This is a genomic window from Pseudoalteromonas sp. MMG033, assembly GCF_057197785.1.
The window spans coordinates 1,232,453-1,256,511 of sequence record NZ_JBXVAL010000002.1; the positions used below are offsets into that span (position 1 = coordinate 1,232,453).

Here is a 24,059-nt window from a genome sequence, read left to right on the forward strand (position 1 = left end):
TTGATAAATTAAATTAGTAAGATAAAAACGGAGGTTTAAATGATCAATTTAATCAATCGTACATTTAATAAAAAAGCGCTTTGGCAACAAATTATATTAGCCTTAGTTTTGGGGCTAATCTCAGGTTTAATACTTTCACCAAAAGGGTTTGGCTGGCTGAACGAGCAAAGCGCACAGCAAGTTGCACTATGGGTTGCTTTACCAGGAAAATTATTTTTAGCCTTGATCCAAATGGTCGTTATTCCACTTGTCATGTCCTCCATTATTTTAGGTATAGCTGGCAATCAAGATACTGAATTTTTAAAAAGGGTTGGTCTTCGGATCTTTCCTTATTTTGTGATAACAACCATCATCTCCGTCAGTATAGGTGTGGTAATTGCAACAGTTATCACACCGGGTGATTTCGTTGACGGTAAGCTTTTAAAAGACCTAGGAGTACAGACAATCGCACCGTCTACGACCGAGGTAAGCGTTTCAAGTATCCCCCAAAGAGTCGCAACAATGATCCCGGCTAACTTCACTCAATCTGCGCTCGACAAAGATATGTTTGCTGTCGTCTTATATTCAGGCTTTATTGGCCTAGCCATGACCTCTTTAATTGCAAAGCAAAAAAGTTTACTACTCGATATCACAGGAGCAGTACAGTCGCTCTCTCTTAAAATCGTTAACTGGGCAATGAAACTAGCGCCTATGGCAGTATTTGGTTTGCTTTGTGATATCACCATAAGAATTGGCGTTGACGCACTTATTGGTGTTTCCGCATATGTCATGACAGTATTATTAGGTTTATTGATGCTGTTATGTGTTTATTTACTGCTGGTTTTTATCATGGGCAAAGTGCCACCATGGCAGTTTTTAACAACCATTAAAGATGCTCAACTTCTTGCTTTTTCTACCTCAAGTTCCGCCGCTGTTATGCCGTTATCTATGAAAATCGCAGAACACAAGTTACAAGTAAAAAGACCGATTGCACAATTTATTATCCCCCTTGGCGCGACCATCAATATGGATGGGACTGCACTATACCAAGTCATAGCAGCCCTATTTTTAGCTCAAGTATTTGGTGTAGAACTATCACACAGTCAAATCATACTTTTAATGCTAACTACAGTTGGCGCATCAATTGGCTCCCCAAGTACACCTGGGGTAGGTATTGTCATACTCGCGTCAGTATTAACCAGCTTCGGCATTCCGCCTTCTGGTATTGCGATTATCTTAGGGGTAGATAGAATTTTAGATATGTGTAGAACCACGCTAAATGTCACAGGGGATCTCACAGCATGCCTGTTAATGAACCGGTGGCTAAGTAAAGCAGTGTAGAACGCATCTACACTTGAAAATCTGAACATCTTTACGGATGCACAGATGCGCCACCAAATTGCTCTGCAAGCGTATTAATGATCTCAATAGGGTCCGTAATGGTACGCTTATCCGGTTGTATTAACACGGGTAGCCATTGCTTATCTTCACCTAACAATTCCACCAACATTTTGCGTGGTTTTGGAAAGTCAATTCGGTGTACTTCAATACTATCTTCCCAGTGTGAATTAACAGATAGGGCACCTTCAATTAGTGCACAATGTGAACAAATCCACATCTTTCCCGGCCCATCCTCAAATGGCATTTTTAGCACGAACAATTGAGGTTTCATTTGCTACTCCTTAACATTAAATAGTTGTAATTATTGAATATAATAGCAAGTGCATGTTTAAAGTTAACGTGAGAATAGATCAATGTGATTTAGCGAGTTTTTATTGACTGAAATAAGCTTTTGCTGGCAAAAGTAAGTGGCCTACGTAGCCACTTATAATTTGACCTAAGACTCCATTTGTATCAATATACAAAATCTTAGAACATCTAGATGCTAAACTGAGTATATACAGTTTCTGCAGACTACTATAAAGCGCTCTAAACCAGCCCATCAAAACACGCTAATTCAATGCCGAAGTCCGTATACTAAGCCCTCTAATACACAAAAAATAAGCCCAAGAGATTAAAATGAGCTGTAACGGCCCTCTGATAAGCAAATAAATTGGTCCCCATTGATGACCACCCAAGCCTATGCCATTTATCGCGGCATAAACATTCGCAGGGAAGAAAGCGACAAACATCGCAATCGCAACTTTTGCTGCTAAGACTTGAAATTTTGGAATGAACAAGGCAATGCCAACAATAAGCTCAAGTAAGCCTGTCAAATATACCAAGGCTAATCGATATGGGACCCAAGGGGGAAGCATCTCCACCATTCCTTGCGCTTTTACAAAATGCCCAATAAAAAAGAACAAATAAGCTAACCCCAAGCCCCAACAGGCGAACTTTTTCACATCAACAACACCGCCTTTTAAGCGAGCAATTATATGAGCAATGCAAAGAGGCATGATCAACAAAAATAAAATAATAATAGGGGTAACCATAGCTAACTCAATATATGTATATGCTTGATAACAGTTGGCAACTTCAGGTATGCAAACCAAGCTTCTTGCATCCATGCGCCATGCTATTTAACTTGATATATTTAATTGAAGTACTGTCTTTTTTTCAATCATTGTTTTGTAAAAAGTACGTTTACATCACCATGTCAACGCATCCGGCTCCAAAGGCAATCGCGTAAATCTTGGAACCTGTCAAAATTATACAAGTACTTGTATAAAATCACATGCATGCTAATGTACAAGTACTTGTATAATATCAAGGTTTATCATGAGTGCATATTTAGAGAGCTTAGACCAAGCATTTCTTGCCCACTTTTGTCGACGTTTATCAGACTTGATAAGCGATCAAGGCGCCGCCGCAATACAAAGTTATGGCATTACCACACCCAGTACTGCTATATCCAGCATGTATTACTTAGAGAAAAATAACGGCGCCACTGTCGCTGAGCTAGCCGAAGCACTTTGTGTCACGCACCAGATGGCGACACAAAGAACTCATACCCTAGTCAAGCTTGGGCTGATTTGCCGAAAACCTAACCCGGAGGATAAGCGCGCAAAAACACTGCATTTAACCGAGCTTGGTAAACAAGAAGTGATGCAGCTAAAACCTCTAACATCGAAGATGACAGACATATTCACGGAACTCACTCAACAAATTGAATGTGATTTACTGCAAAAAGTTCGAGAAGCTGAAAAAGCACTCATCGATACACCGCTTATGCAACGCCTCGAAGCGTTGGATAAATCACAGTATTAAAACAAAAATCAAACTATCTAAAGGATGGCGATATGAGAGCTTATATTTCTTTATTACTTATACTCTTAAGTGGTTGTTCAATTCATACAGAACAAACCCTAAATACGCATTCAATGAACGAAGCATCATCGCCAAACACCGTGCTCAAAAAACTAAAATGGCACCATGGAGCTCAAAATTGCGAGACATCACAATTGGCTGCCAATGATATCTATCAGCATGATGTAAACACTTATATTATTAGACAAAGCAAATGCTTAACATATGAAGCCCCATTTATATATGTCTTGGCCGGCCAGCAAACCATATTAGTGTTAGATACTGGCGCAGTGGGTGAGAGTACTGCGTATAATTTGTATCAAACACTTGAGGCTTTGTTAGGTAAAAAACAGCTTTCAGAAAAAGCATTACTCGTCATCCACTCGCACGGGCACAGCGATCACTATCAAGGTGATTGGGCTTTCAAAAACCGAGCGAATTCAACACTTATCCAGCCATCAAAGGCCGCGCTACAAGCCTACTTTAAATTTGAGAGGTGGCCTGATGGGCAAGCCATAGTCGACCTTGGTGGAAGAGTCTTAACAATTATGCCGACACCAGGCCACCAAGAAGAAAGTCTAAGTATTTATGATCCGCAGAATCAATGGCTATTGACTGGCGATACTCTTTACCCCGGATATATCTATGTTAAGGACTGGAATGCATACAAATACAGCATCAATAAGTTGAGTCAATTCGCAAAAAACAACCCTGTAAGGGCAATATTAGGCGCCCATATAGAAATGACAAATGTACCAAAACAATATTACCCTATTGGCTCACCATACCAGCCCAATGAGGCACCGCTGGATTTAAGTATAGAGAAACTTCACGCCCTCAATAACGTATTAAAAGCAAATGAATCACCCACCGAGCTGATATTCGACAGCTTCATCATTAAGCCGATGAACTTTTTCCAAAGAACGCTCAGTAATATAGCTAGGTGGTTTCAGGCCTAGTAATATGGCTAAGATAAAAATAAAGCCATGACTATTTATTTATAGCGATGGTTTATATCTACCACTCAAACTGGCCAGTAAAAATAAGGGAGCAATACCACTATAAGATGAAAAAAGTCTTAAGTGTAACAGGCCACTCCTTCCCCCCAGCCTGATGGAAAATCCAACTGCCCTACCACTTTTTCAGATTAAAATGTCATAATCAAGAGATATAAAAATTCAGGCAGCAAGAGCCGATACTAAAAATAGCATTATAATAAAAATTAAAAGAAAATAATGAGTGGTACTAGGACTGGCCGTATTTACATGCTTGGTAGAGTCATTGCCACTCTCTTCATCTTGCACATCACCATGCTTTTCTACTGTTTCCTGCCCCTCTATACATGCCTCAAGCTTAGAGTCTTCTTCAATTTCATTTATCATAGACCTTTTTAGCTGCTGCTCAGCTAATAAAGCTTTGTTATATTCAAGAGCCTTATCGTAATCACTGAGTAATGTCAGCATCAACTCACCCGAGTTGACAGTATCATTGGGCAATTTAAATAGATTGCAAACAACACCATCATGTGGAGCCTTGATCTCAAAAAACGCAATATCAGTCTCTATATCCATCAATACTTGGTCTTTAAAAACAGATGTTCCCTCTTTTATAAACACAGAGACGACATTATCATTAGCTACAGGTATTTCTGGTGCAAATAGACATATATTTCCTTTGTCTTTTAATTCGTGATCAACTACATAAACCTCTTCTTTTTCATCAGAGTGGTGCAAGTCATTTTCTGTGCTTTCAAAATCGACTTCTTCAACATCTTCGGTCATAATTTCGATTAAAACAGCACTTTGCTCATGAAACTCGCCTTCTTTCACATATATATTTTCAACAACTCCATTGCATGGTGACCTAAGGTCAAAAATGACCTTATCTGTTTCTACACAACATACTTTTTGATCTCGTGTAACCTCTTGGCCTACTGTCACATAGACCTCTCCTATGTGCGCAGTTTCTATCCCTACAGGTAAACGAGGTACTTTCACTGTCAACATCATCATATCCCTATTTCCCTAATAAATTTAAAAACACCCGTCAATGTAGCTACTAACCAAAAACGAACATGTGAAAGCTTTATCAGTACTATTTCCATGTATCGACTTTATCGCTGACTTCAAAGCCATCTTCGTCAGTTACGATTGTCTATAACGGCACTTTTAGCCGTTAAAAGCGAATATAAATCAGCGACAGAATAGATAAAAATGTTATTCAAGCTGGTCAATACAAATAGGAGAATATTGCAAATAACCCCGTAGCAAAGAGCATCCCGCACAAAAAGGGCTTTACGCTCGATGACGCGTGTGGAGTATTCGTAGTAACTTCTGTATCAGTGCATGCTTGCGTTGTACGCACCTCATTCAAAACATCAAGCTGTTCTGATCTTTCTTGGGGCGTTAAGTCTTTGGCAGTTTCTTCAAAGCTCGCCTGTTCAGGGTTATTTGATTGGGGATCAAGCTCAGCCTGTAAATTAGCTTCTGCGCAAATTTCTTCAATCGACCGTGATTTTGGCTCTTGTGGAGAGCCAGTTGTCCCCAGTAGCTTTTGCACTTGTTCCGCCGTTGTATTAATGGTTTTTTTGGACTCTTGATACATGGTTACTAATAATTCACCTGAACAGATCGTATCGTTCGGCATTTTATTAAACTTGCAAATAACCCCACGATGTTTGGCAAAAATATCAAACACCTCATCGTCAGTTTCAATATCACAAAGCAAATCGCCTTGCTCAACAGTACTCCCTTCTTTGACGTAAATATTCAGAAAATTACGACCTAACTCAGATAAATCTGGGGATACAATATCGATATTGCCTTGTTCTTTTAATGCATGTGTAATAACACATTCCTGAGCAGAACTAAATGGTATTGCCACATCACTACTTTGCAGCTCTTCTTTTTCGTCTGTCGATAGCTCAGTTAACGGAGTGATAGACATAAGCGCTGCATATTCTTTTTTATAGTCCCCTTCTTTGGTAAATATTTTTTCGACGACTCCGTCAACATATGCCGCCAATTCAAAAATAACTTTATCCGTTTCAACACTGCACAACGAATCGCCAGATTTAACTTGCTGGCCTGTTTCTACGAACACTTTACCAATGTGGGCTTTTTCATTGTCTGATGATAAAATCGGCACTCTTACTTTAAGCGTCATGATATCCCTATCTCCTTCTGATCAAAACTAATACATTGTTCTCTTTTTTACCCATTAACCGAATAAAAAACCAAACAAAAACAATACAAAAGAATTAAATTAAAGACTATTATCCAATAGTTGTATGAATACTTAACTTGGTTTGGGTGTTCTGAAAAAATGATTCGGTAAAGTCAACGAATCGTTATTACAAGCAGAGGCAATAAAGGTTAAAAAAAGCCAATGACAGACGGCATCGGCTTTTTCATTGCTCATATGCTAAAGCATATAAGGGTTTTCACTGCTTTGTGTAGCCCCTTGGGCCTGCGCTGGTAGTCGTTCAATACGTGCTAGGCGTTCCAAAATCACATCAACTTTACGACCAAGCTCCGGATCTAGGGTATTTGATTGCTCAGCCTGTTGCATCAGCGAAGGTAATGCAGTGTTGACCAACTCACTTAGTGCAAGTGCCACTTCATCACTGGGTGTCGCTTGCTGTGCACTCGCCACCTGCTCTCGCAGCTGGGCAACTAGTTGTTCTAACACTGAGCTATGAACTTGCGTTTGTGTACTTAGGTCATCATGATTTTGTTGCATACTCCCTGACACACTTAACAGTTGCTCTGCCGTTTGGTGCTGACTCGACTCAAGCGCCTCTTTTAACGCGCCCCCTAATGTATCTTGGCTTTGCAAAAAGTCTCGGCTGAGCCCAGATAAAGCGTCTGCGATGTCCGTCTTTTCAGCAATCAACTTTAATGCATCACTTTGCTGCAACAATAGCTCACTCTGACGCTGGTGATCTGAGACAAGATTTTGCGCTTCTAGTACATTCGCCATATGATCTAGTTTGCTCGAAACACACTCTACTAAAGCCTGCTGATGCCCTTTAGATTGCTCTAACTGCGATTCTTTCAGCTCGTTTTGAGTGCTAAATGCACTTCGTACTTTTGCAAGTTCGTCGACTAACTTTGCAAGTTCTGCGCTTTGGTTTGCCACTACTTCACTGTGTTTTGAAGCGCTTTGCTCTGCACTGCTAATCTGACTGTCTCGCTGACGCTCAATTGCACGGGTGACTTGTTGTAACTGTACCGACAATGCCTCTGTTAAAGCATGTTGAGAAGCGAGTTTATTGTCAGCTCTTTGCGCATCAAGCTGTGCTTGCTCTGAAGAGCGTTGCGACTGGGTATTTAATGCCCCTGTGAGTTGTTCCAATGCCTCATTCACCTTGCTCACCAGTGTGTCAGTCTTACTCACGTCTTGATGCGCTAACTGTTCACTATGCACTTGATTTTGCTTATGTTGTTCAGCCAATAGTTCAAGTAGCTGTTCAAACGATGCTGAAAGTGGCGACTGCTGTGCACTTTGCTCTATCACTTTTGCTACCGACTGTATACTTTGGTTGGCGTCTTGTGCACTGATCGCTTGATTAAGCGATTCTAACAAAGCGGAGTAATTATGGCTTAACTGCTCCTTATCCAACTTTGTTGCAATTCTGGTGAGTGACTCATTGAGCTCACCGAGTTGCTCAACAGCAAGTAATACAGGGCTGCCAGCATCATTGGCTCGATTCAGCAGCGCGTAATCATCTAAGATCTGTTGCCAACGCGCTCGTGTCTGTTCATCCAACGTACCGCGTAGCTCAGCAAGTTTAAGGAGGTTTTCCTCGCTGCCTTTACTGAGTGTTTGCGCCTCACCGCGGTAATGATCTTGAATAAGGTTTTCTAATTCCTCATCATTCATTGCCGCCACCACTTTTTCAGCCATCTTATTCATGTTTCGATAACTGCCTTGGAGCTTAAACGGTGGCTCAATACGATAATCATCGTCTTGCGCTGCGGAGGCAATATACTGGGCATTCACCTTCAATACGGTATTTCTTATCTGAATAAGCTTTTGTAACACAGATACAATTTCATTTGCTTGCGCCTGCGAATAGTTATGCTCCAGCTCGTTTAGAGAGATGTCTTCGCCTTCAGAAATACGCACTAATTTATACAAATCCTGCATGTTACGGTTGGCAAGTGGCGCAAGCACTGCGTTTGAGGTGAGTGCATTTTCAATGAAGCTCATTGCAAACTCTTGCTCACAACCCGATAAAGTGTCACCTAAGTTGTAGATATCGGCACGGTTAGCCAACATATCAGGAATTTTAAAGCTCTCGCCAGATTCTGTGTAAGGGTTACCCGCCATCACAACTGCAAACTTTTTCCCACGTAGGTCATAGGTTTTACTGCGACCATTCCATACGCCATCAATACGCCTAGAGCCGTCACAAAGTGAAATGAATTTTTGTAAGAATTCAGGGTTGGTATGCTGAATATCATCCAAATAGAGCATGACGTTATTGCCCATTTCAAAGCTCTGATTAATTTTTTCAATCTCTTTTGCGGCCGTTGCATTGATCGCTTGGCCTGGGTCGAGTGAAACCTGATCATGCCCAATTGATGGACAATTCACTTTGACAAAGGTTAAGCCAAGTCGATTCGCAACATATTCAATCAGCGTTGTTTTACCGTAACCCGGTGGCGAAATAAGTAACAACATCCCCATTAAATCGGTACGTTTATTATTGCCTGATGCACCAATTTGCTTCGCGAGATTATCACCAATGATTGGGAAGTAAACTTTATCAATCAGCTGGTTACGAACAAACGAACTCAATGGCCTTGGCTTGAATTCATCGAGCTGCAAGCGCTCCTTTTGCTCAACCAAAATATCAGATTTAAGTTCATGATAATGACTAAAGCCACGAACATGTTCAGCCAAATATAGCTCTGTGCGCGCAAAAAACTCTGAGTAATCAAGCGTTAATGCTTGCTCCTCGATACGAATATGTTGCCCAAGAAGCCCATTCACTTGATTAGAGACAGCCACATCTTGCGCGGTGAACTTTGCCATTTTTAGATGCTGTAATAGCACCATATTAGCCGCCTCAATCAGGTTATCGCTACTTACTTCTGTATCATGCTGTTGTCCATATGCATTGAGCCAGCTAGTTGCCATAATGGCTTTGTCTTGTAAATGTTCTAGCGTCTGCAGCGTATCTTGTAGTGAACTTGCAAACCCTTTGCTTCTGGCGACACTGTTAAATTGCTCTGCTAATTTTTTGACCGTATGAGAGGTCGAAAACACAAGCTCTTTTTTACTTTGCGCCAGTTCTTTAATTAAATATTCAGCACTTAACTGCCCAGACAAAGTCGATGTGTAGCCCAGATAACGGTTTAACTCATTGTGTGCAAATTGAGTGATCACCTCGCCAAGTTCAGTGGCTAGCTGTACTTTAAATCGCGCATCCCCTAACAAGGTCTCCATCAACTCAGCTTGTTTAGACTGCTCGCGCCACTTGATTAACTGCTTATCATCGCATTGGCTTGCATACAACTGCGCAACAACTCGCGCGGATATAGGGTATATCAATAAGCCTAACGCCTGCTTTTGGGCCAGCAAGTTTTGTAATATCAAGGTTGCATCATGGTCATGAATGCCCTTTTCATAACCTTCTTGATATCTAGGCTCAGCAAATTTTTGCACTAATGTGAGCAGTGTGTCCTCACCTCTCGCTGCATTTAACTCATCAAGCGTTAGTGCGTGAGTCGGGTCCGTAGCCGCAGTCAGCACTTGCGCGGCTAAAAACTCTCCACGATATATGTCGTTATTTTCAGAGACCAAATTTTGCTGCCAATAAGGGCGATAAGCCAACAAGGTCTCTCGAATACTTTTATCCCCAATCGGCTCAAAATACTCAGTACCAGTTAGGTGAAACATCAAGTCTTCATCACGAGGCAATAAAGTCAGATCAAGTTGCTGCTTGTTTACGCCAAAGTGGTGCTTGCCGATTTTGACGGAATTGCCACCATCGCTATATATATCCTGCTTATCACGTAGAGAGCGGATCCCCTGATCTTTAGCGGCTTTTAGCTTAGCTTGAATATCATCCGCTTTGATCTCATCACCCAGCTCTTTAAGCTCCAGCGTCAAACTGCGTAACTTGCTGATCATAGGATCAGAAGCAAAGTAGCTGTTGATTTCATCAATATCAGTGAAATTTTGTGAGCGCCTAGTTACTCCCTGTAAAATACGCTCAGCGGCATTGGCTAAATTCAGTGCTCTGCGCTGCCTTTCGTCTATCAGCTGCTGTTTATGGGCTTCAAAGCTTTCATAAACATCATCACGTTTGGCCATGATCTCAGCAAGATACTCGTCATATTCACTGAATTGAGATTCCAGCTCTTCTAACTGAATTAACAAACGAGAGAGCTGATCATCACATTGTTCTGGGGTACGTGCATTGTTCAAACTGCTGGTAATACTTTGGCTAAACAGTTTAAAACGCGCTGCAAATTCCGCTTTTGCTTCTACGCTACCAAGGCTTTTACGACGAATTTCAATGCTGGCTTTTGCACGATTAACCAGACCATAAACACCACTGACATCTTCAAGGATCTGGGTTCTAATACGGCTGTCATCGATTTCTAAATCAAGCATGGTGTGATTGAGTAAATCAAGTTCATCACCCAATGCATCTAACTCATCTAAAAACCCATTAAGCTCAGTGACACTCTCACTTTTCTCACTCAAGCCGGTCAGTTCAGCCAACTTGTCATGATAAGGGGCTAAGGCCGCCTCTTTTTGTAAAAATTGCGCCGTCGATTTACTCAGGTCTAAAGTCAGCTCATCGAGGCGTGTTTGCAGTGCTTGCAAGGCGGTAACATCTATATATTTTACCTCTTCCAAGCTAATAATTTTGCCTTTAAGCAGTTTTAGGGCTTCAAGACCTGTGACAAACTCAGTGGCCAGCTTAAAGCTATCAGTGCGAATATCCTTAGTCGTCGCCTTATATTCTTGCTCAATATCTGCCAATGCTTTTTTGGCGGTTTCTTGTATTTGGCTGATCTTCTCAAACTCATCCAAAACCTGCTCAGAGGTTTCAAATATCTCATGCAATTGGGTATTGAGCGGAGCAAAATCAGGCTCTGTCAGCCAGTGATATCTATCTAAGATACTGCGTGTTAACGAGATCAGACTTTCATAGTGAGAAACATTGGGGTTTTGCTCACTGATGGCCTTGCAGACACTGTATAGATCTGAAATACCGCGCACCAAGTCTGGATTACCAATTTTACCCAGCATGCTGCTTGGTGTAGGCGCATTGGCCGCAAATTCAACAGAGCAAAATGGGCTGTCCCAAACCTGAATTGGATGAACGCGCTCAGCTTCTTCTTTTTCGGCTTTAAAGGTGATGGTTAAACCATCTTCATACACACCATAGCCATGACAATAGATTGGGTTTTGTAGATTTTTCTCGATCAGATTATAAGCAAATAGTGCGTAGCGCCCTTCGCTTGGCTCATAAAAGACATATAATACATCTTCGCCATTGGGCGATTTTATCTGTTTATGAAATTCTAAGTTTTCAATGTGATCTTCAAACGAGCGAGTTTGTCCTGATTGTAAATAGTAACCACCAGGGAAAATAATACCGTGATCATCAGGAAGCTGTACGCACGCATCAGAAATCGCATCTTGGCGGATAACTTTTTCAGTTACACAGTTAAAAATATAATAGCGCCAGATTTTTTCCCGATAAGGCAATACCTTAAGTAATATAATTTCGCCAAGTTTGGCATATTCAACCTCACAGTCTGCCAGAGATTGATTTTTATCATCAACTGGCTCTGCATAAATTCCTTCGCCACTTTCAGTGTTGTTCTCAATTTTAATGGTGAGATCGCCACCGACTGTTTCAACAAAGACGGTATCCAGAATATTGATGTGTGGATGGCGGCCCTCTTCATGATCACTGCGGTCAGTTTTGACCCACTCAAAATCATAATCCTGATCTGTATTTAAATCTCGTTCGCCGCGGTTATCTATGTAATCGAGTGTATTATCAGCTGCGATTTCCCAGCGAAATACGCGTACATCAGTGAGTTTGTCACCGATTTTAAATAGCGCAAAAAGCTTTCCGTTTTGCTGAAACAAATGCTGTAGGCAGGTTTCTTTGTAGTAAGTGTATAATTCGTCAAAATCTCTTAAAAAGCGTTTATCCGTGAGAAATTTCGTCTCATTTGGATAAGCTTCTACTTCGTAATGGTCATCTTGCTGAACCAGTTTTTGAACGCTAAAGACGTCGCCTACTTGAGTATTCTTTTTCATGCCTAAGAATACGTTATAGGCAAAAATAAGTTTGTCACCGATGAGTACGATATCGCGGGGTATGCAATTGTGCTCTGTTCTTACTCTCGCTCGCCCTTTGACTTTAATCTCGGTGCTACCAAATGTATCAATACGATTTTTATTGAGTGAGTCAATGTCTGTGCGCAGCTGAGCACCAGAGTTGCTCAAACGACGCTTGATCAAATCATAAGAGCCTTGCTCCAGCGCGGCATTATTTGCAGAGTCAGTCATAGTCTACTGTCCTGTTGTACACGGAAGGTAAATAGAAAGGTAAGAGCATGCGTATCTGCATGCTCTTTTTAAGTCATATCACTCAGCGCTTAGCTTTGTTTGTTCGTTCGACTCAACTTGCTTCGTACTGCCATTTAGCGTGCTACCAAGTAGCGTCAAAAGCTGCTGCTTTTCTGCATCACTACTATTACCTAACTGACTAAAAAACTTGCTCATAGCCACGTTTTTCATTGTCTCTGACGAGGCATTCGCACCGCTTAATACGCCTTTTAGATCATCCATGATATTTCTCTCGCCATTCAAATGATCTTTAAACAGCGTTTGAACCGTGTCACTCTCACCGACTAAGCCATCAATCGACTTACCCAACGTGATTGCCTTCATGAACTGATCAAAGAACTGACCATCGCCACCCATGATGTTGATATCTGCACTGCCTAGCGTTTTTGAAAGCACTTCTGACTGATGTGCCGCAATGTCTTTTTCTGCATCCAACTTCGCAAGTGTCAGCTCTTTTTGCTGATTTAGCTGTAAAGTAAAGCCTTCATAATCTCTTGCTGACTGATCCATCGCATTGAGCGCTTGTAACTTCTCTTCAAGACCTTTCGCTTCGGCTGACATACGACGCTCAAGTGTCAGTGCCTCTGCTTCACCTTGTTTCTCAATTGCTTCAGCCATGGCTGATTGAACTTCCGCATCGGCAAAACCAATATCGCGTTTACCTTGTGCTTCCGCCGTTAATTTTTGCTGCAATACTTGTGCTTCCACTTCGCCTTGCTGTGCATTGGCTTGCGCTTTCGCTTTGATCACTTCAGCTTCGGCTAAGCCTGCCGCTGCTTTTTCTGCTCGCTCAGCTTCAGCCAGTACTTTTTTCGACTCCGCAGTCTGGTTTGCAATACGCAGCTCAGCTTCAGCCATCTTTTCAAGCTCTCTCGCTTTAAATTCTGATGCCTGCTCTTGCGCTTTAGCCGCTTCAATGTCTTTAACAAGCGCTTCTTCTGCCTCTGCTTTCGCTTTGATCACAATGGCTTCTTTTTCACGCTCCGCTGCCGCTAATGTCTGAACATCTTTGATGCGCTCTTGCTCTTCAGCTACCGTTTTATCAACTGCGACTCTGTCACGAACCACTTCCGCGATTTCTTTGCGTTCAACTTCGAGTGCTTTTTCTTTGTTAATACGCATGATTTCCGTTTCTTTCTCACGCTCAATCACTTCAATCTCACGAGAACGCGCTACTTTTTCTTCTTCAATAGCAAGTACACGCAGACGATTTTGCTCTGCAATATCAATTTCACGCTGCTTATTTTGCTCTGCAATTTCAATCGCTTCATCGGCTTTTAAGCGTGCGTCCTCAGACTTCATGCGCTCTTCTTGCATCACACGTTCAGCTTCAGCTTCCTCTCTGGCGCGTACCGTTGCAATTTCACGTTGCTGCTTGGCTTTAGCATCTTCTTTTTGTCGCTCAATTTCTAATGACTTTTCAAGCGCTGCTTGGTTTTGGATGTCTATCTGTGCTCGCTCGTCACACTTTAATTGGTTGGTTTGAACATTTTGCTCAGCGGTTTTTTCAGTGATGCGACGGATCCCTTCTGCATCCAAGATATTGTTTTCATCTAATTTATGAATAGACGTTTGTTCGAGATAATCTATCGCAACATCTTCGAGTGTATAACCAGATAAGTCCTGGCCAATCACCTCTTTGATTGCATCTCTAAACTGGTTACGATGGGTAAACAACTCCTCAAAGTTCATTTGCTTACCCACTGTTTTCAGTGCTTCTGAGAACTTAGCTTCAAATAGCTCTTGTAGGGTCTCAGGCTGCGAGGCGCGGGCACAGCCAACTTGCTTGGCAACACGCAAAATGTCCTGCTTGTTTTCATTCACGCGAATATAAAAGGTAATAGCAATATCTGCGCGAATGTTATCTTTACAGATCAAGCCGCTGTTTTCTCGACGTTCTAATACCATGCGTTTGGTTGAGATATCCATCACTTCCATTTTATGGATAACTGGGTAAACAATTCCCCCTGTTGTTGTAACATCCGGCTCATTCTTCATTTTGTTAATAATAAGCGCATGTCCTTGATCCACTTTTCGATAAAACTTCCCGACGATTAAAATAATCGCAAAAATAACGGCGATCACCACGCCTACGATCGTTAAAATTGGTCCTAGATTATCTAAAAATTCCATGTGTATTCCTAAATGTTTTAATTATTCCAATCCTTGGCTAACTCGCGTTTTCACATCTACTAACCAAGGTATAAGTTCACTATGCGCCATCATGGCTATTACTAAAGAAATTCGATGTTAATGGTTAATGTTATTGATTCGGTACTACCAGGGTTTCTCTACCACTAAATAGCTATTTTTATTGGCATCATGCTCAATCAAAAAGCCTGTATCTCCAAGAGCAAAAAGCCCTTCTTCATCCGCTCTGACTTCAATCAGCTGTTCTGTACCTTGGAATTGCACTTTTGCTTGACCAAATTGAGGGGTCACTTTACTCGTTGCTATCACACATTCGAGCCCAATAAAGTCATTTTTGGATGCCGTTTCTTTGCTATCAAAAAATCGACGAAGCGGTTTGATAAGGATGGCAGTTAGAGGGATAGACAGCACAATGCAGCCAAGCATCATGGCAGCACCGAGCAGATAAAACATCACGCCATCACCCAATGCATATGCAAATAATTGATGGGCATAAAAGCTTACCATCCAGCTAATCAGTACGACAAAACTAATCGAGATGGTCAGTGGAACACCGCCAAACCCCATCTGTAAAAAGGAATCCCCCCCGCCATCGACATCAAGCTCTACATCCCCTTCTAGCATATCAATATCAGCAAAGCCGAGCAGTGCAATCAGCCAAAAAACCATGACAATAAGCAATAATGTGGTGAATACCACGGTAGGAAACGTAAAAATAATATTGAGAAAGTCCATAATCGTATTAATTCCTATGAGTTAAGGGCTATCAAACCGCACATACTCTTTTATTGTGCTATTTACTGTCCTTTACATGTTGGATCAGTAAGTCTGCAACTTTTTGCTTTACCATGCGCTTATCTCCATCGGAGATCCCAAAACGCTGCGCCAAAAGTACAATCTCATCATCACTCAAATTAAAACTGAGCCTTTGACGCGTCTTTTTGGATTTTATTTCTAATCTCAAGATACGTCGTATCATGTCAGAAGGAGTAAGTTCCTCATCTATCGCGCTTTTTTTAATAAACTTTTGTACTTCAGAGCTTAGGTCAAAAGCAAGTTGAGTCGCTCTAACTGCCTTTTCTTGCTTTTGCCAAGTTTGCTTATTGTCACTCATCTATATTACTTATTTTGCTTTGCACGAATGCGAGCGAGCACATCTGCGCCTTTTGTCGCCTCTTCACCGATGCCAGCTGCACGCATTTTGTCATGCAGCGCTTTGTCGCTACTTTCTTCCGCTAGCTGTTGCGCTGCATCAAGTTGATCTTGCTTATCCATTTGACGTTGCTTAATACGTTCTAACGACTGCTTAGACGACGCCATCGAGGAGTCGCCAGAGGCCATGGTATCGTTTACTGCCATTGTTGCTTTTTGCACACTTTCAGTAGTTTTCACCATGCTCAATTGACGTTGGTTTTCAACTATGGTCTTTTCTGCTTGTTTGATTTGCTCTTTAAGCTTATTCACACTGGTAGTGAATGTATTAAGCACTTGTTGTTGCTCAGCTTTTTCTTGTTCAAATTGCGCTATCTTTTCTGCAATCTCAAGCGCCAATGCCTCTTCGTCTTTATCTAAGGCTTGCGCAGCATAAACTTCATGTTTTGCGATGTCTTCATCCAAACTTTTAATGGCTCGCGTCGTTTGGATCTCTTTTGCCATCACTTCAGTAAGACTGCGCTTGGCATCGCTTAATGCTGCTTGTGCATCTCTGATCTCTTGTTCAAAAATACGGATCGCGTTGGCATCAACTATCCCTTCGCCAACTTCATTGACCCCACCTTTAACCGCAGTAAATAATTTTTTTAAAATACTCATGGCTAATACTCCTTATTATTCGCTTAGGTAGTCACTAATTGCTTCTAGCGCATCAATTGAATTTGCAGATAAAGTGACTATTTCATGGCCAAGCTGTTCTAATGCTGAATTAGTAGATAGCGCACCAAAAATTGCATATTTATCATCAATTTTGGCGAATGCACTCAATGGCATTGGCACGTTCAGACGCAGTAACGTATCGTTTAGTTCCGCTTGTTTGTCTGCACTGATCTCTTGTTCAGTAAACAAATAACAGATACAAAGAATTTGCTCTTCTGTGCGGGTGACAAAAATGGGAAGTTCGTCATTACCATCAACTATTACTTGTAAGACTTCCTGCCCAACATTGTTGATGAAAAAGGATTCGAAACTAGCACCTTCAGTTTCATACTGAGAGAGTTTAATTGAAAGCTCATTTAATTCCATGTAACAGATTCCTTATGTCAAAACAGCGTTTATTTTTTAGATAAAAGCCAGACTGTTTGTATGAGTTACATTCTTAGACTTGCACGATATGACATATTATGTCAACTGCATATTTGAAATAAATGCAAATATTATCGTTTATTTCCAAGACTAAAAACGCAAAATACAATACTTTATCATTAAAACAACTTGGCTATTTATAACAGTAATTTCAGCTGAGGTAAAATTAACATATTTATATATAACAGTAGGCTGAGAATAAGGAGGAGAGAATGATGAAATTAAATAAAAAAAGTGCATAAAGAGACTTTATGCACATTGAGCAGCACCTGTGAACAAGAAAAAATAACTTTTTACAGGTATCAAAACGCTCAGTATTTATTTAGTTTGGCTCTTAGATTATTTTTAACAGCTGGCCATTCATGAGACAGTATTGAATAAATCGCTGTGTCTCTTAGTGAACCATCCGGCATAACTTGGTGACTGCGCAAAATACCATCTAATTTAGCGCCTAGGCGTTCAATCGCAGTGCGAGAGGCTTGATTAAAAAAGTGTGTCTTAAACTCAAGTGATAATGCACCTTTCGTCTCAAAAAGATAGGACATAAGTAAATACTTACATTCGGTATTAACTCCCGTTCTTCTTACTGAATCAGAATACCATGTATATCCGATTGACGCCCGTCGATGCTGCTCTTTCACATCATAAAAGCGCGTTGTTCCAACAACTTTACCATCGTGCTTAGTTTTAACTACAAAAACCATTTCCCCAAGTTCTAACCCTTTTATGGCCTTTTCCACATAATCTTGCATATCCTGAGGGGCTGGTACTGATGCATACCAAAGCTGCCAACTTGTGCCATCACTGACAGCATCTCTCAACTCTTCACAATGTGATAATGACAAAGGCTCAAGTAAAACTAAGTCCCCTTCAAGTGCGTCACTTGATAACCACATACTACGACTCCTTTACTAGAACATTTAGAGGGGATTATAAGGTATTAAAAAATTAAAAATTTAATATATAGATAAAGTTAATCAATACGAATGATCTTCCTCTCGATGTATTTATGTAAAGCAGAACTCCAAGATTGGTAAACAAATTCGTAGTAAGCAAGTTGATTGGTACTATCCAATTCATGGCTGACATATTGTAAGCCTGTGCTTTGATATACTTTATCACCGTGAATAGCATTCCATCCATCGGCTACCAAGGCATCAAACTCATCCACCTCAGACTTTCCGAGTATCCTTTTTATATCCAGCGTTGAACACTTGTTGCCTATCGCCAGCTTTTCACGCTTAACTAACTTCAGCCTGTTAATATTTTGCTCTAAAACTTGTTCTTTGCTAGCTTCTAAGTGCATGTTATCTAACTCACTAAGCTGGATCACAGAAAAGTCTCGTATGATTTGAGATTGAAGTAATTGGAAAGTATCTTCAACGGTTTGCCCTGTACCTTTAGTGACATCGCTTAACACATTAAGCAACCGCTCATCAGGCATATTCTTTTGCGATATATAGATGCCATAATCTGGATCGTTAAAAACGATAAATTCAAATTTAGGGCATTTTTTAATGGTTGATAAATTAATATCGCAGCTTGGATACAAGCTCGCTGCTAAAAACTCCTCAAAGCCCTGCATAAAGGTCATTAAAAAGTTGCCAGCCTCGAGTGATTTGACGGCAATAATATAATTAGACTGCACAAAAGAGCTGCTTTCATTTAAGTTCTTAGCTGACTGATTTTTGAAATGAACACTGTATTGACTATCATGCATTATAGCGCCTTACCCTTAATGCTAAGCGTTCATATCCATCTTTACACAATACCGCACAACATATAAAGAAAGTACGTTGTCTTTATCGATAACAATGGGTAAGTGCTAGAAGCGAATATATGACGCTTTGATTTTTTGTTTAGTTATTAATCTAAATCCAAATACCTATAATGTAAACAAATAATTTACATTATAGGTGTCATATTTAATTAATAAAACTTAAATAGGTAAGAAATAAGCATAGACTATGAGGCAAGTTACAGAACAAGCTTTATCAGTTTAACAATGCAAAACGCATATTAAACACGCCCTCTGTTACTTCTTCTATTTCGATAGCAGCGGAATGTCGGTATAAGTTAAGCTGAGTTAACAATTTTGTACGGTCTTCTTCAGAAGTAACATTCTCATCTAAAAGTAGGGTTGCATTAATATAGTGCTTATTCGATCCATCTGAGTAACGAGTCTCTGAATCCCGCTCTTCATATTTTATTTGGTCTATTAATTTATGTTCCATAGCACATCTTTGTTGTAGTTATCTAACGATAATAACTATATAAAAGTCCTTCTATTTCAACTATTACAAAGTATTACACGATAGAAAAGATTAGTCTACTACTCAACGTGCCATAGCAAACTAACCCTAAAACATCAAAGCAATATCTAGTTATTGCTTTGATTATTAATATAAAGTGCTTGTAAAGGCCCGGTTTTAATCCATTTTTCCATAACTTGATATTGACTTATTGAAAACATCTTTTGGTCTTTATCGTCTGTTTCAGCATTCATAAAATTCATAGCCAAATCACTATTTTTACACTGTGTAGTTGGTAGCCCATCACAAGTCAAATGACGATGAGTGTTTTCATCAGTAGGCACGCCATGTGTGTGGCCAATCAATCCAAATAAATGCCCCAACTCATGAGTGAGCGTTTTCCCTTCATCAAATCTGGGCTCACGAGGAGGGATCACGCCAAACACAGAATCCGCCACTACAACGCCAATTATTCTATCTTCAACAAACCCAGGAATATTCGCCCTCCCGAGTAAGCCAAGCGTTCCTTGAAAGTCTTTTCCATAACCAACCCACACATTAACATATTGGTCATTTGGCCAGGCATCGATACCACCTTTTTCCGCTTTCGCATATTCATTATCAAGCGTAATGATACTTAACTGAGCTGATTTTCGGTTTATTCCCGAATGTGGATTACCATCAGGGTCATGGGAGGCTAAATAAAGCTGTATGCCTGTATCTGCAATATACGGTGCAAATTCATCCTCTATAGTCTCGAGATCCTGAGTATTTAAGGCTCTGAAGTGCTGGTTTGTTGCCTCAATTTGAGAATAAATTTGCTCATCACTTATCTGCACATATTCATTTTCGATTACATGGACAACTACGGGTAAACGTATGCGCTCAATACCCTCTTCAGGCAGTGGGAAATGACTACTGAATTTTACATCCACAGTACAATCAGCATTGATATTGCCTGTTGTGTATTGTTGCTCGCTCAACGTACCACCACAACCAGTTACCGACTCTATGAAGTGGTCGCTATTAGGGTTGATATTAATCTTTGCACTCTGACCATATGACAATTGATGACTGGGGCTATCTACCCAACCGCCAAGTGATGTCGTTACATTAACCGTATATTGAAAAGCCTTAAACTTTACTTCAATCGTACAATTTTTATCAGGGTTGCTGACGATAAACTTTTCACCATCTACTGTCCCATCACAGCCAGAAACACTCTCCAGTTCATGACCTGGTTTTACCCCTATTAGAAAAGTTTTTTCTGCGTCTTCAGCAAGTTCAAATGAGTCAGGCGTAATAGAACCTCCCTCGCTTAGGGAAGTAGAAATCATATAACTGTTTTGTTCTGGCAAAGTTGTGATCGGAGATTCAGGGGTTTCTGAGTCACTAGACCCGCCACATCCCCACAATAAAGCGGATGTTATTCCGATCAGACAAGTTCTCATGTGTGGCATCAAGATTTTCCTTAAATTAAAAATGCTATTAACTACACTAACGAATGTTAATGATGTGCTCCAGCTTAAAATTGTTATTTATTGTTACAAAAAAGAACAATAAAGTTAACATAAAAAGCAAAACATATCACTTTTTTAGTGCCTATTTTATCAATGCTACCTATCTAGATCATAGACATTGTGGACTAATCCCCTATTGAAACGATTGGGTCTGGAATTTTAAAAACATCTCGATTTATTCGATTTTAAAGCAATAATTTAACACACAAGTACTAAACCCAACCATTAGAAATATTTATTTAATAACATAACCTTGCTTGAAAATAACTTGCCAAAACCATTTAAAAATAAAAAAACTTGAAAAAATAAAATTGAAGAATAAAATACCCAACAATAGAGTGTAAACTCTATTGAATAACAATTAAGGATGAATAATGAAAAAACTAATTACCATTATAATGGCACTATGTGCTCTTAATGTGTCTGCAAACGCTGATGAAATAAACGTTAAGCTACTGTCAAATAAAATAAAAATTGTTGCATTTGGTAAAAGCGGCTGGGATCCGCAATGGAGAGAACCAACATGCAGCATCACAAAAACGGATAAAGATGAATATGGACAAGCATATCTAACCAGTCGTTATGATATGTGTACTTGTCAAAATAGTATACAAGCTAGGTATTTAGTCGAAGATACTCAGGACAACCCAAAGGATGAATTGGTAATTTGCTACGTCAATAATTAATCATCATGACTTAGGCCAAGCCCCAATCTTGGCCTATTTACACATTATTCTAAGTAAACAAACCCAGTCATTTTTGAGAAATCTAAACTAAAGCCCCAACTCCCAGCGTAAATAAACTAGACCAGTCTAAATTTTGTATTCTAACTTACTCATAAATTTGACATAAAAGTTACCATAAAAAACTCACCAATGTTATAATGTTGCAAAAGTAACAACGTTAAAGTCATATCTTTCATTTATAGGTAGTTCAATGTCACTATTTCAGTTAGAAACCTACATCAAATACAGTAAATTTGTCGCCCTGGCCGCTATTTTAATCAGTATCATCGCCTGGACCGTCGAACTAACTGGTATTGTGTATGTTTGTCCATATTGTAGAGCACAGCGCACAGTTATTGGTATTTTAGGCTTACTTTTAATACTTCCAACGGCTTCGCATTGGGTTTCCAAATACATTGTGCTTGTCATTGGCTTTTTTGGCGCCGTCGTCGCGGCAAATCAACACTTCATGGGGTGGAAATCAATCTCAGCAGGTAAATTTAACTTTCATGAACACATCGCAATGGACCCATTTTTATTATCCGGTTTTGCAATGACCGGTATTATCGGTTTAATCTTTTTGAACTTAAAGCAAACCAAAGCACAGCAGAAGCCTGCTTAATCTACACGCTAAGTATCCTCTACGCGGTAGCAAACACATTCATTATGCTACCGCGTAGCAGCTTACAACCCATATACACTAGGGCTTCTACCATCTTCACGGATCCTGGTTTCAAGTTCTTGTTTATAGGCAAGATCATCAGCATTATTGCGCCAATAACGCGCACCAAATTTATCGACAGCAAACTTCATGACTAAAGCAGTAGAAGTACGGACACCTGACTCACATAACATTGAATAAAACAAACTATCGGCGTCAGCTCTATCAACTTCATGGGTATGATAAAGCCAATCATGTACTAATGCAGCCTGCATATATCTGGGGTTAAAAGGTGTACCTACCAAATAATATGCCGCCATAGGAATGCTTGCACCATCGTATTGAAAGAATCTTGGTACCCAACGCACATTTCCATTTATCTCGTAAGAGAAATCCTCAACCAACTCATAAGCATTTTTTAATTTGTTTGAATGCGAGTTTAAAACAGGTTTGATATTTAGCGTCCCCATATAGTCCGTTCCTATTTTTAGTATGGCAATACTATAGCGGTATGAGATGTCAGTATTATGGCTATAAAGAAGGCTTGAACAGCTTTGGGGTTAATTGAAAAGAAAAACTATGGCAACCCCTAAAAGGAGTTGCCATAGTGGCTAAGTAACGCTATCCCTTGTTATTTTTATTAGACGGGACACAAGCTATTTTGTTACAGAAAGCTCGCTAAATAGGGGTTATAATTTTTATTGTTGTTTCCCTAAAATCGTTTTAACTTAAGCCTCAACGGGGACCTATATTAGGTATTTGGGACGTGTCATGTCAATGTTAAAACCACTTTAAATTCAGTTAAACAGAATATTATTAATTTATTTATTTAACTCAAACTTTTACGCAAAGGATTTCTACTCTCATATTCAATTATTTAGCTTAGGAGGGCACAGGCTGTCCTCCGCAACAGTTTGTAAACGAGTAATATTTATAAAAAACATAGGGCTAAATGAAATATGACTCAACAAACAAGCCACATATATCGGTGTGTACATCCGATTATAGATACAACAGAACCAGTGCCATTATGGTTCACAGCATCTTCATTTTCACAATATAGCGCACTTATTGATCCAGATGATAGAGTCTGGCAAGTTGAGTTAGATCCCTGTAGCCATTCAAATGCCCGTCTACACAGCTTGCAAATAGCGCCCGCAGTTAATTTTGTAGATAGAACCAATACTCAGACCTCACATTCATTGAGCTTGGAGTTAGTGATGCAAGATCCAAACTGGGAATTTGTAGACATTATTTTTCCACCTACTTCATCTGTCATACCAGTAAAATTAGCCAGTGAAACGGATTCAACTCAGCCAAGGATCTTAGTTGATGTTAATGTGACCAACAAACAAAAAGCTTTAATCAACTATACAATTGAAGCTGGTCACTCACTGAAAGACCTCTCTTTACGCTCCAATATTTTTAAGTTTTTCATCCGTGGAAAAAACCTCTCTACAGGCCTCTTTCATACAACCGATGGACCGAATACGTTTGAACTAGATGCAATGAACCATCCCTGAGAAGCATCTTGCCTTAAGGTAAAAGAGCTTGGTGTGCTTGAAACCGCCACTTTAAAACTAAATAAATTTTACAAAAACGTTATTTTTAC

At 40.1% G+C, this 24,059-nt stretch carries 21 protein-coding genes; 6 read left to right on the forward strand and 15 right to left on the reverse strand.

Going from position 1 to position 24,059, the window contains the following annotated elements; genetic code table 11:
- The first annotated feature begins 39 nt into the window (after positions 1 to 39).
- Positions 40 to 1,320 carry a dicarboxylate/amino acid:cation symporter gene (locus tag AC2CZC_RS26290; RefSeq protein ID WP_484585295.1) on the forward strand — a complete coding sequence of 427 codons (1,281 nt, stop codon included), beginning with the start codon at positions 40 to 42 and terminating at the stop codon, positions 1,318 to 1,320.
- Positions 1,321 to 1,351: 31 nt separating this feature from the next.
- On the opposite strand, the gene AC2CZC_RS26295 is transcribed toward AC2CZC_RS26290, so the two are convergent.
- Together AC2CZC_RS26295 and AC2CZC_RS26300 are read right to left on the reverse strand one after the other, a co-directional pair.
- The gene (locus tag AC2CZC_RS26295; RefSeq protein ID WP_484585296.1) at positions 1,352 to 1,651 is read right to left on the reverse strand and encodes a DUF3088 family protein; all 300 of its coding nucleotides are present in this window, start codon (positions 1,649 to 1,651) and stop codon (positions 1,352 to 1,354) included.
- A gap of 280 nt (positions 1,652 to 1,931) precedes the next feature.
- Positions 1,932 to 2,414, reverse strand: a complete 483-nt coding sequence (locus tag AC2CZC_RS26300; protein ID WP_484585780.1) for a DoxX family protein — start codon at positions 2,412 to 2,414, stop codon at positions 1,932 to 1,934.
- Positions 2,415 to 2,700: 286 nt separating this feature from the next.
- Between AC2CZC_RS26300 and AC2CZC_RS26305 the strand changes: the two genes are divergently transcribed.
- Together AC2CZC_RS26305 and AC2CZC_RS26310 are read left to right on the forward strand one after the other, a co-directional pair.
- Positions 2,701 to 3,189, forward strand: a complete 489-nt coding sequence (locus tag AC2CZC_RS26305; protein ID WP_484585297.1) for a MarR family winged helix-turn-helix transcriptional regulator — start codon at positions 2,701 to 2,703, stop codon at positions 3,187 to 3,189.
- 32 nt (positions 3,190 to 3,221) lie between these two features.
- Entirely contained in the window at positions 3,222 to 4,187 is a 966-nt protein-coding gene (locus tag AC2CZC_RS26310; RefSeq protein ID WP_484585298.1) for an MBL fold metallo-hydrolase, read from the forward strand.
- A gap of 219 nt (positions 4,188 to 4,406) precedes the next feature.
- On the opposite strand, the gene AC2CZC_RS26315 is transcribed toward AC2CZC_RS26310, so the two are convergent.
- From AC2CZC_RS26315 to AC2CZC_RS26370, 12 genes are all read right to left on the reverse strand, one after another.
- Positions 4,407 to 5,240, reverse strand: coding sequence for a biotin/lipoyl-containing protein (locus AC2CZC_RS26315; protein ID WP_484585299.1), 834 nt, complete (start codon positions 5,238 to 5,240; stop codon positions 4,407 to 4,409).
- Between the two features lie 217 nt (positions 5,241 to 5,457).
- Positions 5,458 to 6,393 (reverse strand): biotin/lipoyl-containing protein, encoded by a 936-nt coding sequence (locus AC2CZC_RS26320; RefSeq protein ID WP_484585300.1) that lies wholly within the window; start codon positions 6,391 to 6,393, stop codon positions 5,458 to 5,460.
- 258 nt (positions 6,394 to 6,651) lie between these two features.
- Complete coding sequence (locus AC2CZC_RS26325) at positions 6,652 to 12,780, reverse strand: DNA repair ATPase (RefSeq protein ID WP_484585301.1); 6,129 nt, start codon at positions 12,778 to 12,780, stop codon at positions 6,652 to 6,654.
- Positions 12,781 to 12,858: 78 nt separating this feature from the next.
- Positions 12,859 to 14,973 carry a flotillin family protein gene (locus AC2CZC_RS26330; RefSeq protein WP_484585302.1) on the reverse strand — a complete coding sequence of 705 codons (2,115 nt, stop codon included), beginning with the start codon at positions 14,971 to 14,973 and terminating at the stop codon, positions 12,859 to 12,861.
- 144 nt (positions 14,974 to 15,117) lie between these two features.
- On the reverse strand, positions 15,118 to 15,726 hold the full coding sequence (locus tag AC2CZC_RS26335; protein ID WP_484585303.1) for a DUF1449 domain-containing protein: 609 nt from the start codon (positions 15,724 to 15,726) through the stop codon (positions 15,118 to 15,120).
- Positions 15,727 to 15,784: 58 nt separating this feature from the next.
- Complete coding sequence (locus AC2CZC_RS26340) at positions 15,785 to 16,105, reverse strand: hypothetical protein (RefSeq protein ID WP_484585304.1); 321 nt, start codon at positions 16,103 to 16,105, stop codon at positions 15,785 to 15,787.
- A 5-nt stretch (positions 16,106 to 16,110) separates the two neighbouring features.
- Positions 16,111 to 16,803, reverse strand: coding sequence for a PspA/IM30 family protein (locus tag AC2CZC_RS26345; protein WP_484585305.1), 693 nt, complete (start codon positions 16,801 to 16,803; stop codon positions 16,111 to 16,113).
- A 15-nt stretch (positions 16,804 to 16,818) separates the two neighbouring features.
- The gene (locus tag AC2CZC_RS26350; protein ID WP_484585306.1) at positions 16,819 to 17,229 is read right to left on the reverse strand and encodes a YjfI family protein; all 411 of its coding nucleotides are present in this window, start codon (positions 17,227 to 17,229) and stop codon (positions 16,819 to 16,821) included.
- A 371-nt stretch (positions 17,230 to 17,600) separates the two neighbouring features.
- Positions 17,601 to 18,185, reverse strand: a complete 585-nt coding sequence (locus AC2CZC_RS26355) for a GNAT family N-acetyltransferase (RefSeq protein WP_484585307.1) — start codon at positions 18,183 to 18,185, stop codon at positions 17,601 to 17,603.
- Between the two features lie 77 nt (positions 18,186 to 18,262).
- On the reverse strand, positions 18,263 to 19,009 hold the full coding sequence (locus AC2CZC_RS26360; protein WP_484585308.1) for a hypothetical protein: 747 nt from the start codon (positions 19,007 to 19,009) through the stop codon (positions 18,263 to 18,265).
- Positions 19,010 to 19,283: 274 nt separating this feature from the next.
- Positions 19,284 to 19,523, reverse strand: a complete 240-nt coding sequence (locus AC2CZC_RS26365; protein ID WP_484585309.1) for a hypothetical protein — start codon at positions 19,521 to 19,523, stop codon at positions 19,284 to 19,286.
- Between the two features lie 146 nt (positions 19,524 to 19,669).
- Positions 19,670 to 21,001, reverse strand: coding sequence for a M43 family zinc metalloprotease (locus AC2CZC_RS26370; protein WP_484585310.1), 1,332 nt, complete (start codon positions 20,999 to 21,001; stop codon positions 19,670 to 19,672).
- 434 nt (positions 21,002 to 21,435) lie between these two features.
- Here AC2CZC_RS26370 and AC2CZC_RS26375 point away from each other — a divergent pair, with 434 nt between their 5' ends.
- Together AC2CZC_RS26375 and AC2CZC_RS26380 are read left to right on the forward strand one after the other, a co-directional pair.
- The gene (locus tag AC2CZC_RS26375) at positions 21,436 to 21,747 is read left to right on the forward strand and encodes a hypothetical protein (RefSeq protein ID WP_484585311.1); all 312 of its coding nucleotides are present in this window, start codon (positions 21,436 to 21,438) and stop codon (positions 21,745 to 21,747) included.
- A 250-nt stretch (positions 21,748 to 21,997) separates the two neighbouring features.
- Positions 21,998 to 22,408 (forward strand): hypothetical protein, encoded by a 411-nt coding sequence (locus AC2CZC_RS26380; RefSeq protein ID WP_484585312.1) that lies wholly within the window; start codon positions 21,998 to 22,000, stop codon positions 22,406 to 22,408.
- A 62-nt stretch (positions 22,409 to 22,470) separates the two neighbouring features.
- Here AC2CZC_RS26380 and AC2CZC_RS26385 read toward each other — a convergent pair whose 3' ends face one another.
- Positions 22,471 to 22,917: a DUF1353 domain-containing protein gene (locus AC2CZC_RS26385; RefSeq protein WP_484585313.1), complete on the reverse strand. Its 447-nt coding sequence runs from the start codon at positions 22,915 to 22,917 to the stop codon at positions 22,471 to 22,473.
- A 489-nt stretch (positions 22,918 to 23,406) separates the two neighbouring features.
- Here AC2CZC_RS26385 and AC2CZC_RS26390 point away from each other — a divergent pair, with 489 nt between their 5' ends.
- Positions 23,407 to 23,970 carry a hypothetical protein gene (locus tag AC2CZC_RS26390; RefSeq protein ID WP_484585314.1) on the forward strand — a complete coding sequence of 188 codons (564 nt, stop codon included), beginning with the start codon at positions 23,407 to 23,409 and terminating at the stop codon, positions 23,968 to 23,970.
- The last annotated feature ends 89 nt before the right edge of the window (positions 23,971 to 24,059 follow it).

Excerpts from the sequence above, each read along its gene's own strand:
- AC2CZC_RS26320 (WP_484585300.1), bottom strand. The coding sequence starts at position 6,393 with ATGACGCTTAAAGTAAGAGTGCCGATTTTATCATCAGACAATGAAAAA.
- AC2CZC_RS26345 (WP_484585305.1), bottom strand. The coding sequence starts at position 16,803 with ATGAGTATTTTAAAAAAATTATTTACTGCGGTTAAAGGTGGGGTCAAT.
- AC2CZC_RS26340 (WP_484585304.1), bottom strand. The coding sequence starts at position 16,105 with ATGAGTGACAATAAGCAAACTTGGCAAAAGCAAGAAAAGGCAGTTAGA.
- AC2CZC_RS26310 (WP_484585298.1), top strand. The coding sequence starts at position 3,222 with ATGAGAGCTTATATTTCTTTATTACTTATACTCTTAAGTGGTTGTTCA.
- AC2CZC_RS26360 (WP_484585308.1), bottom strand. The coding sequence starts at position 19,009 with ATGCATGATAGTCAATACAGTGTTCATTTCAAAAATCAGTCAGCTAAG.
- AC2CZC_RS26315 (WP_484585299.1), bottom strand. The coding sequence starts at position 5,240 with ATGATGATGTTGACAGTGAAAGTACCTCGTTTACCTGTAGGGATAGAA.
- AC2CZC_RS26380 (WP_484585312.1), top strand. The coding sequence starts at position 21,998 with ATGTCACTATTTCAGTTAGAAACCTACATCAAATACAGTAAATTTGTC.
- AC2CZC_RS26330 (WP_484585302.1), bottom strand. The coding sequence starts at position 14,973 with ATGGAATTTTTAGATAATCTAGGACCAATTTTAACGATCGTAGGCGTG.
- AC2CZC_RS26290 (WP_484585295.1), top strand. The coding sequence starts at position 40 with ATGATCAATTTAATCAATCGTACATTTAATAAAAAAGCGCTTTGGCAA.
- AC2CZC_RS26325 (WP_484585301.1), bottom strand. The coding sequence starts at position 12,780 with ATGACTGACTCTGCAAATAATGCCGCGCTGGAGCAAGGCTCTTATGAT.
- AC2CZC_RS26335 (WP_484585303.1), bottom strand. The coding sequence starts at position 15,726 with ATGGACTTTCTCAATATTATTTTTACGTTTCCTACCGTGGTATTCACC.
- AC2CZC_RS26365 (WP_484585309.1), bottom strand. The coding sequence starts at position 19,523 with ATGGAACATAAATTAATAGACCAAATAAAATATGAAGAGCGGGATTCA.
- AC2CZC_RS26300 (WP_484585780.1), bottom strand. The coding sequence starts at position 2,414 with ATGGTTACCCCTATTATTATTTTATTTTTGTTGATCATGCCTCTTTGC.
- AC2CZC_RS26385 (WP_484585313.1), bottom strand. The coding sequence starts at position 22,917 with ATGGGGACGCTAAATATCAAACCTGTTTTAAACTCGCATTCAAACAAA.
- AC2CZC_RS26350 (WP_484585306.1), bottom strand. The coding sequence starts at position 17,229 with ATGGAATTAAATGAGCTTTCAATTAAACTCTCTCAGTATGAAACTGAA.
- AC2CZC_RS26295 (WP_484585296.1), bottom strand. The coding sequence starts at position 1,651 with ATGAAACCTCAATTGTTCGTGCTAAAAATGCCATTTGAGGATGGGCCG.
- AC2CZC_RS26390 (WP_484585314.1), top strand. The coding sequence starts at position 23,407 with ATGACTCAACAAACAAGCCACATATATCGGTGTGTACATCCGATTATA.
- AC2CZC_RS26305 (WP_484585297.1), top strand. The coding sequence starts at position 2,701 with ATGAGTGCATATTTAGAGAGCTTAGACCAAGCATTTCTTGCCCACTTT.
- AC2CZC_RS26370 (WP_484585310.1), bottom strand. The coding sequence starts at position 21,001 with ATGCCACACATGAGAACTTGTCTGATCGGAATAACATCCGCTTTATTG.
- AC2CZC_RS26355 (WP_484585307.1), bottom strand. The coding sequence starts at position 18,185 with ATGTGGTTATCAAGTGACGCACTTGAAGGGGACTTAGTTTTACTTGAG.
- AC2CZC_RS26375 (WP_484585311.1), top strand. The coding sequence starts at position 21,436 with ATGAAAAAACTAATTACCATTATAATGGCACTATGTGCTCTTAATGTG.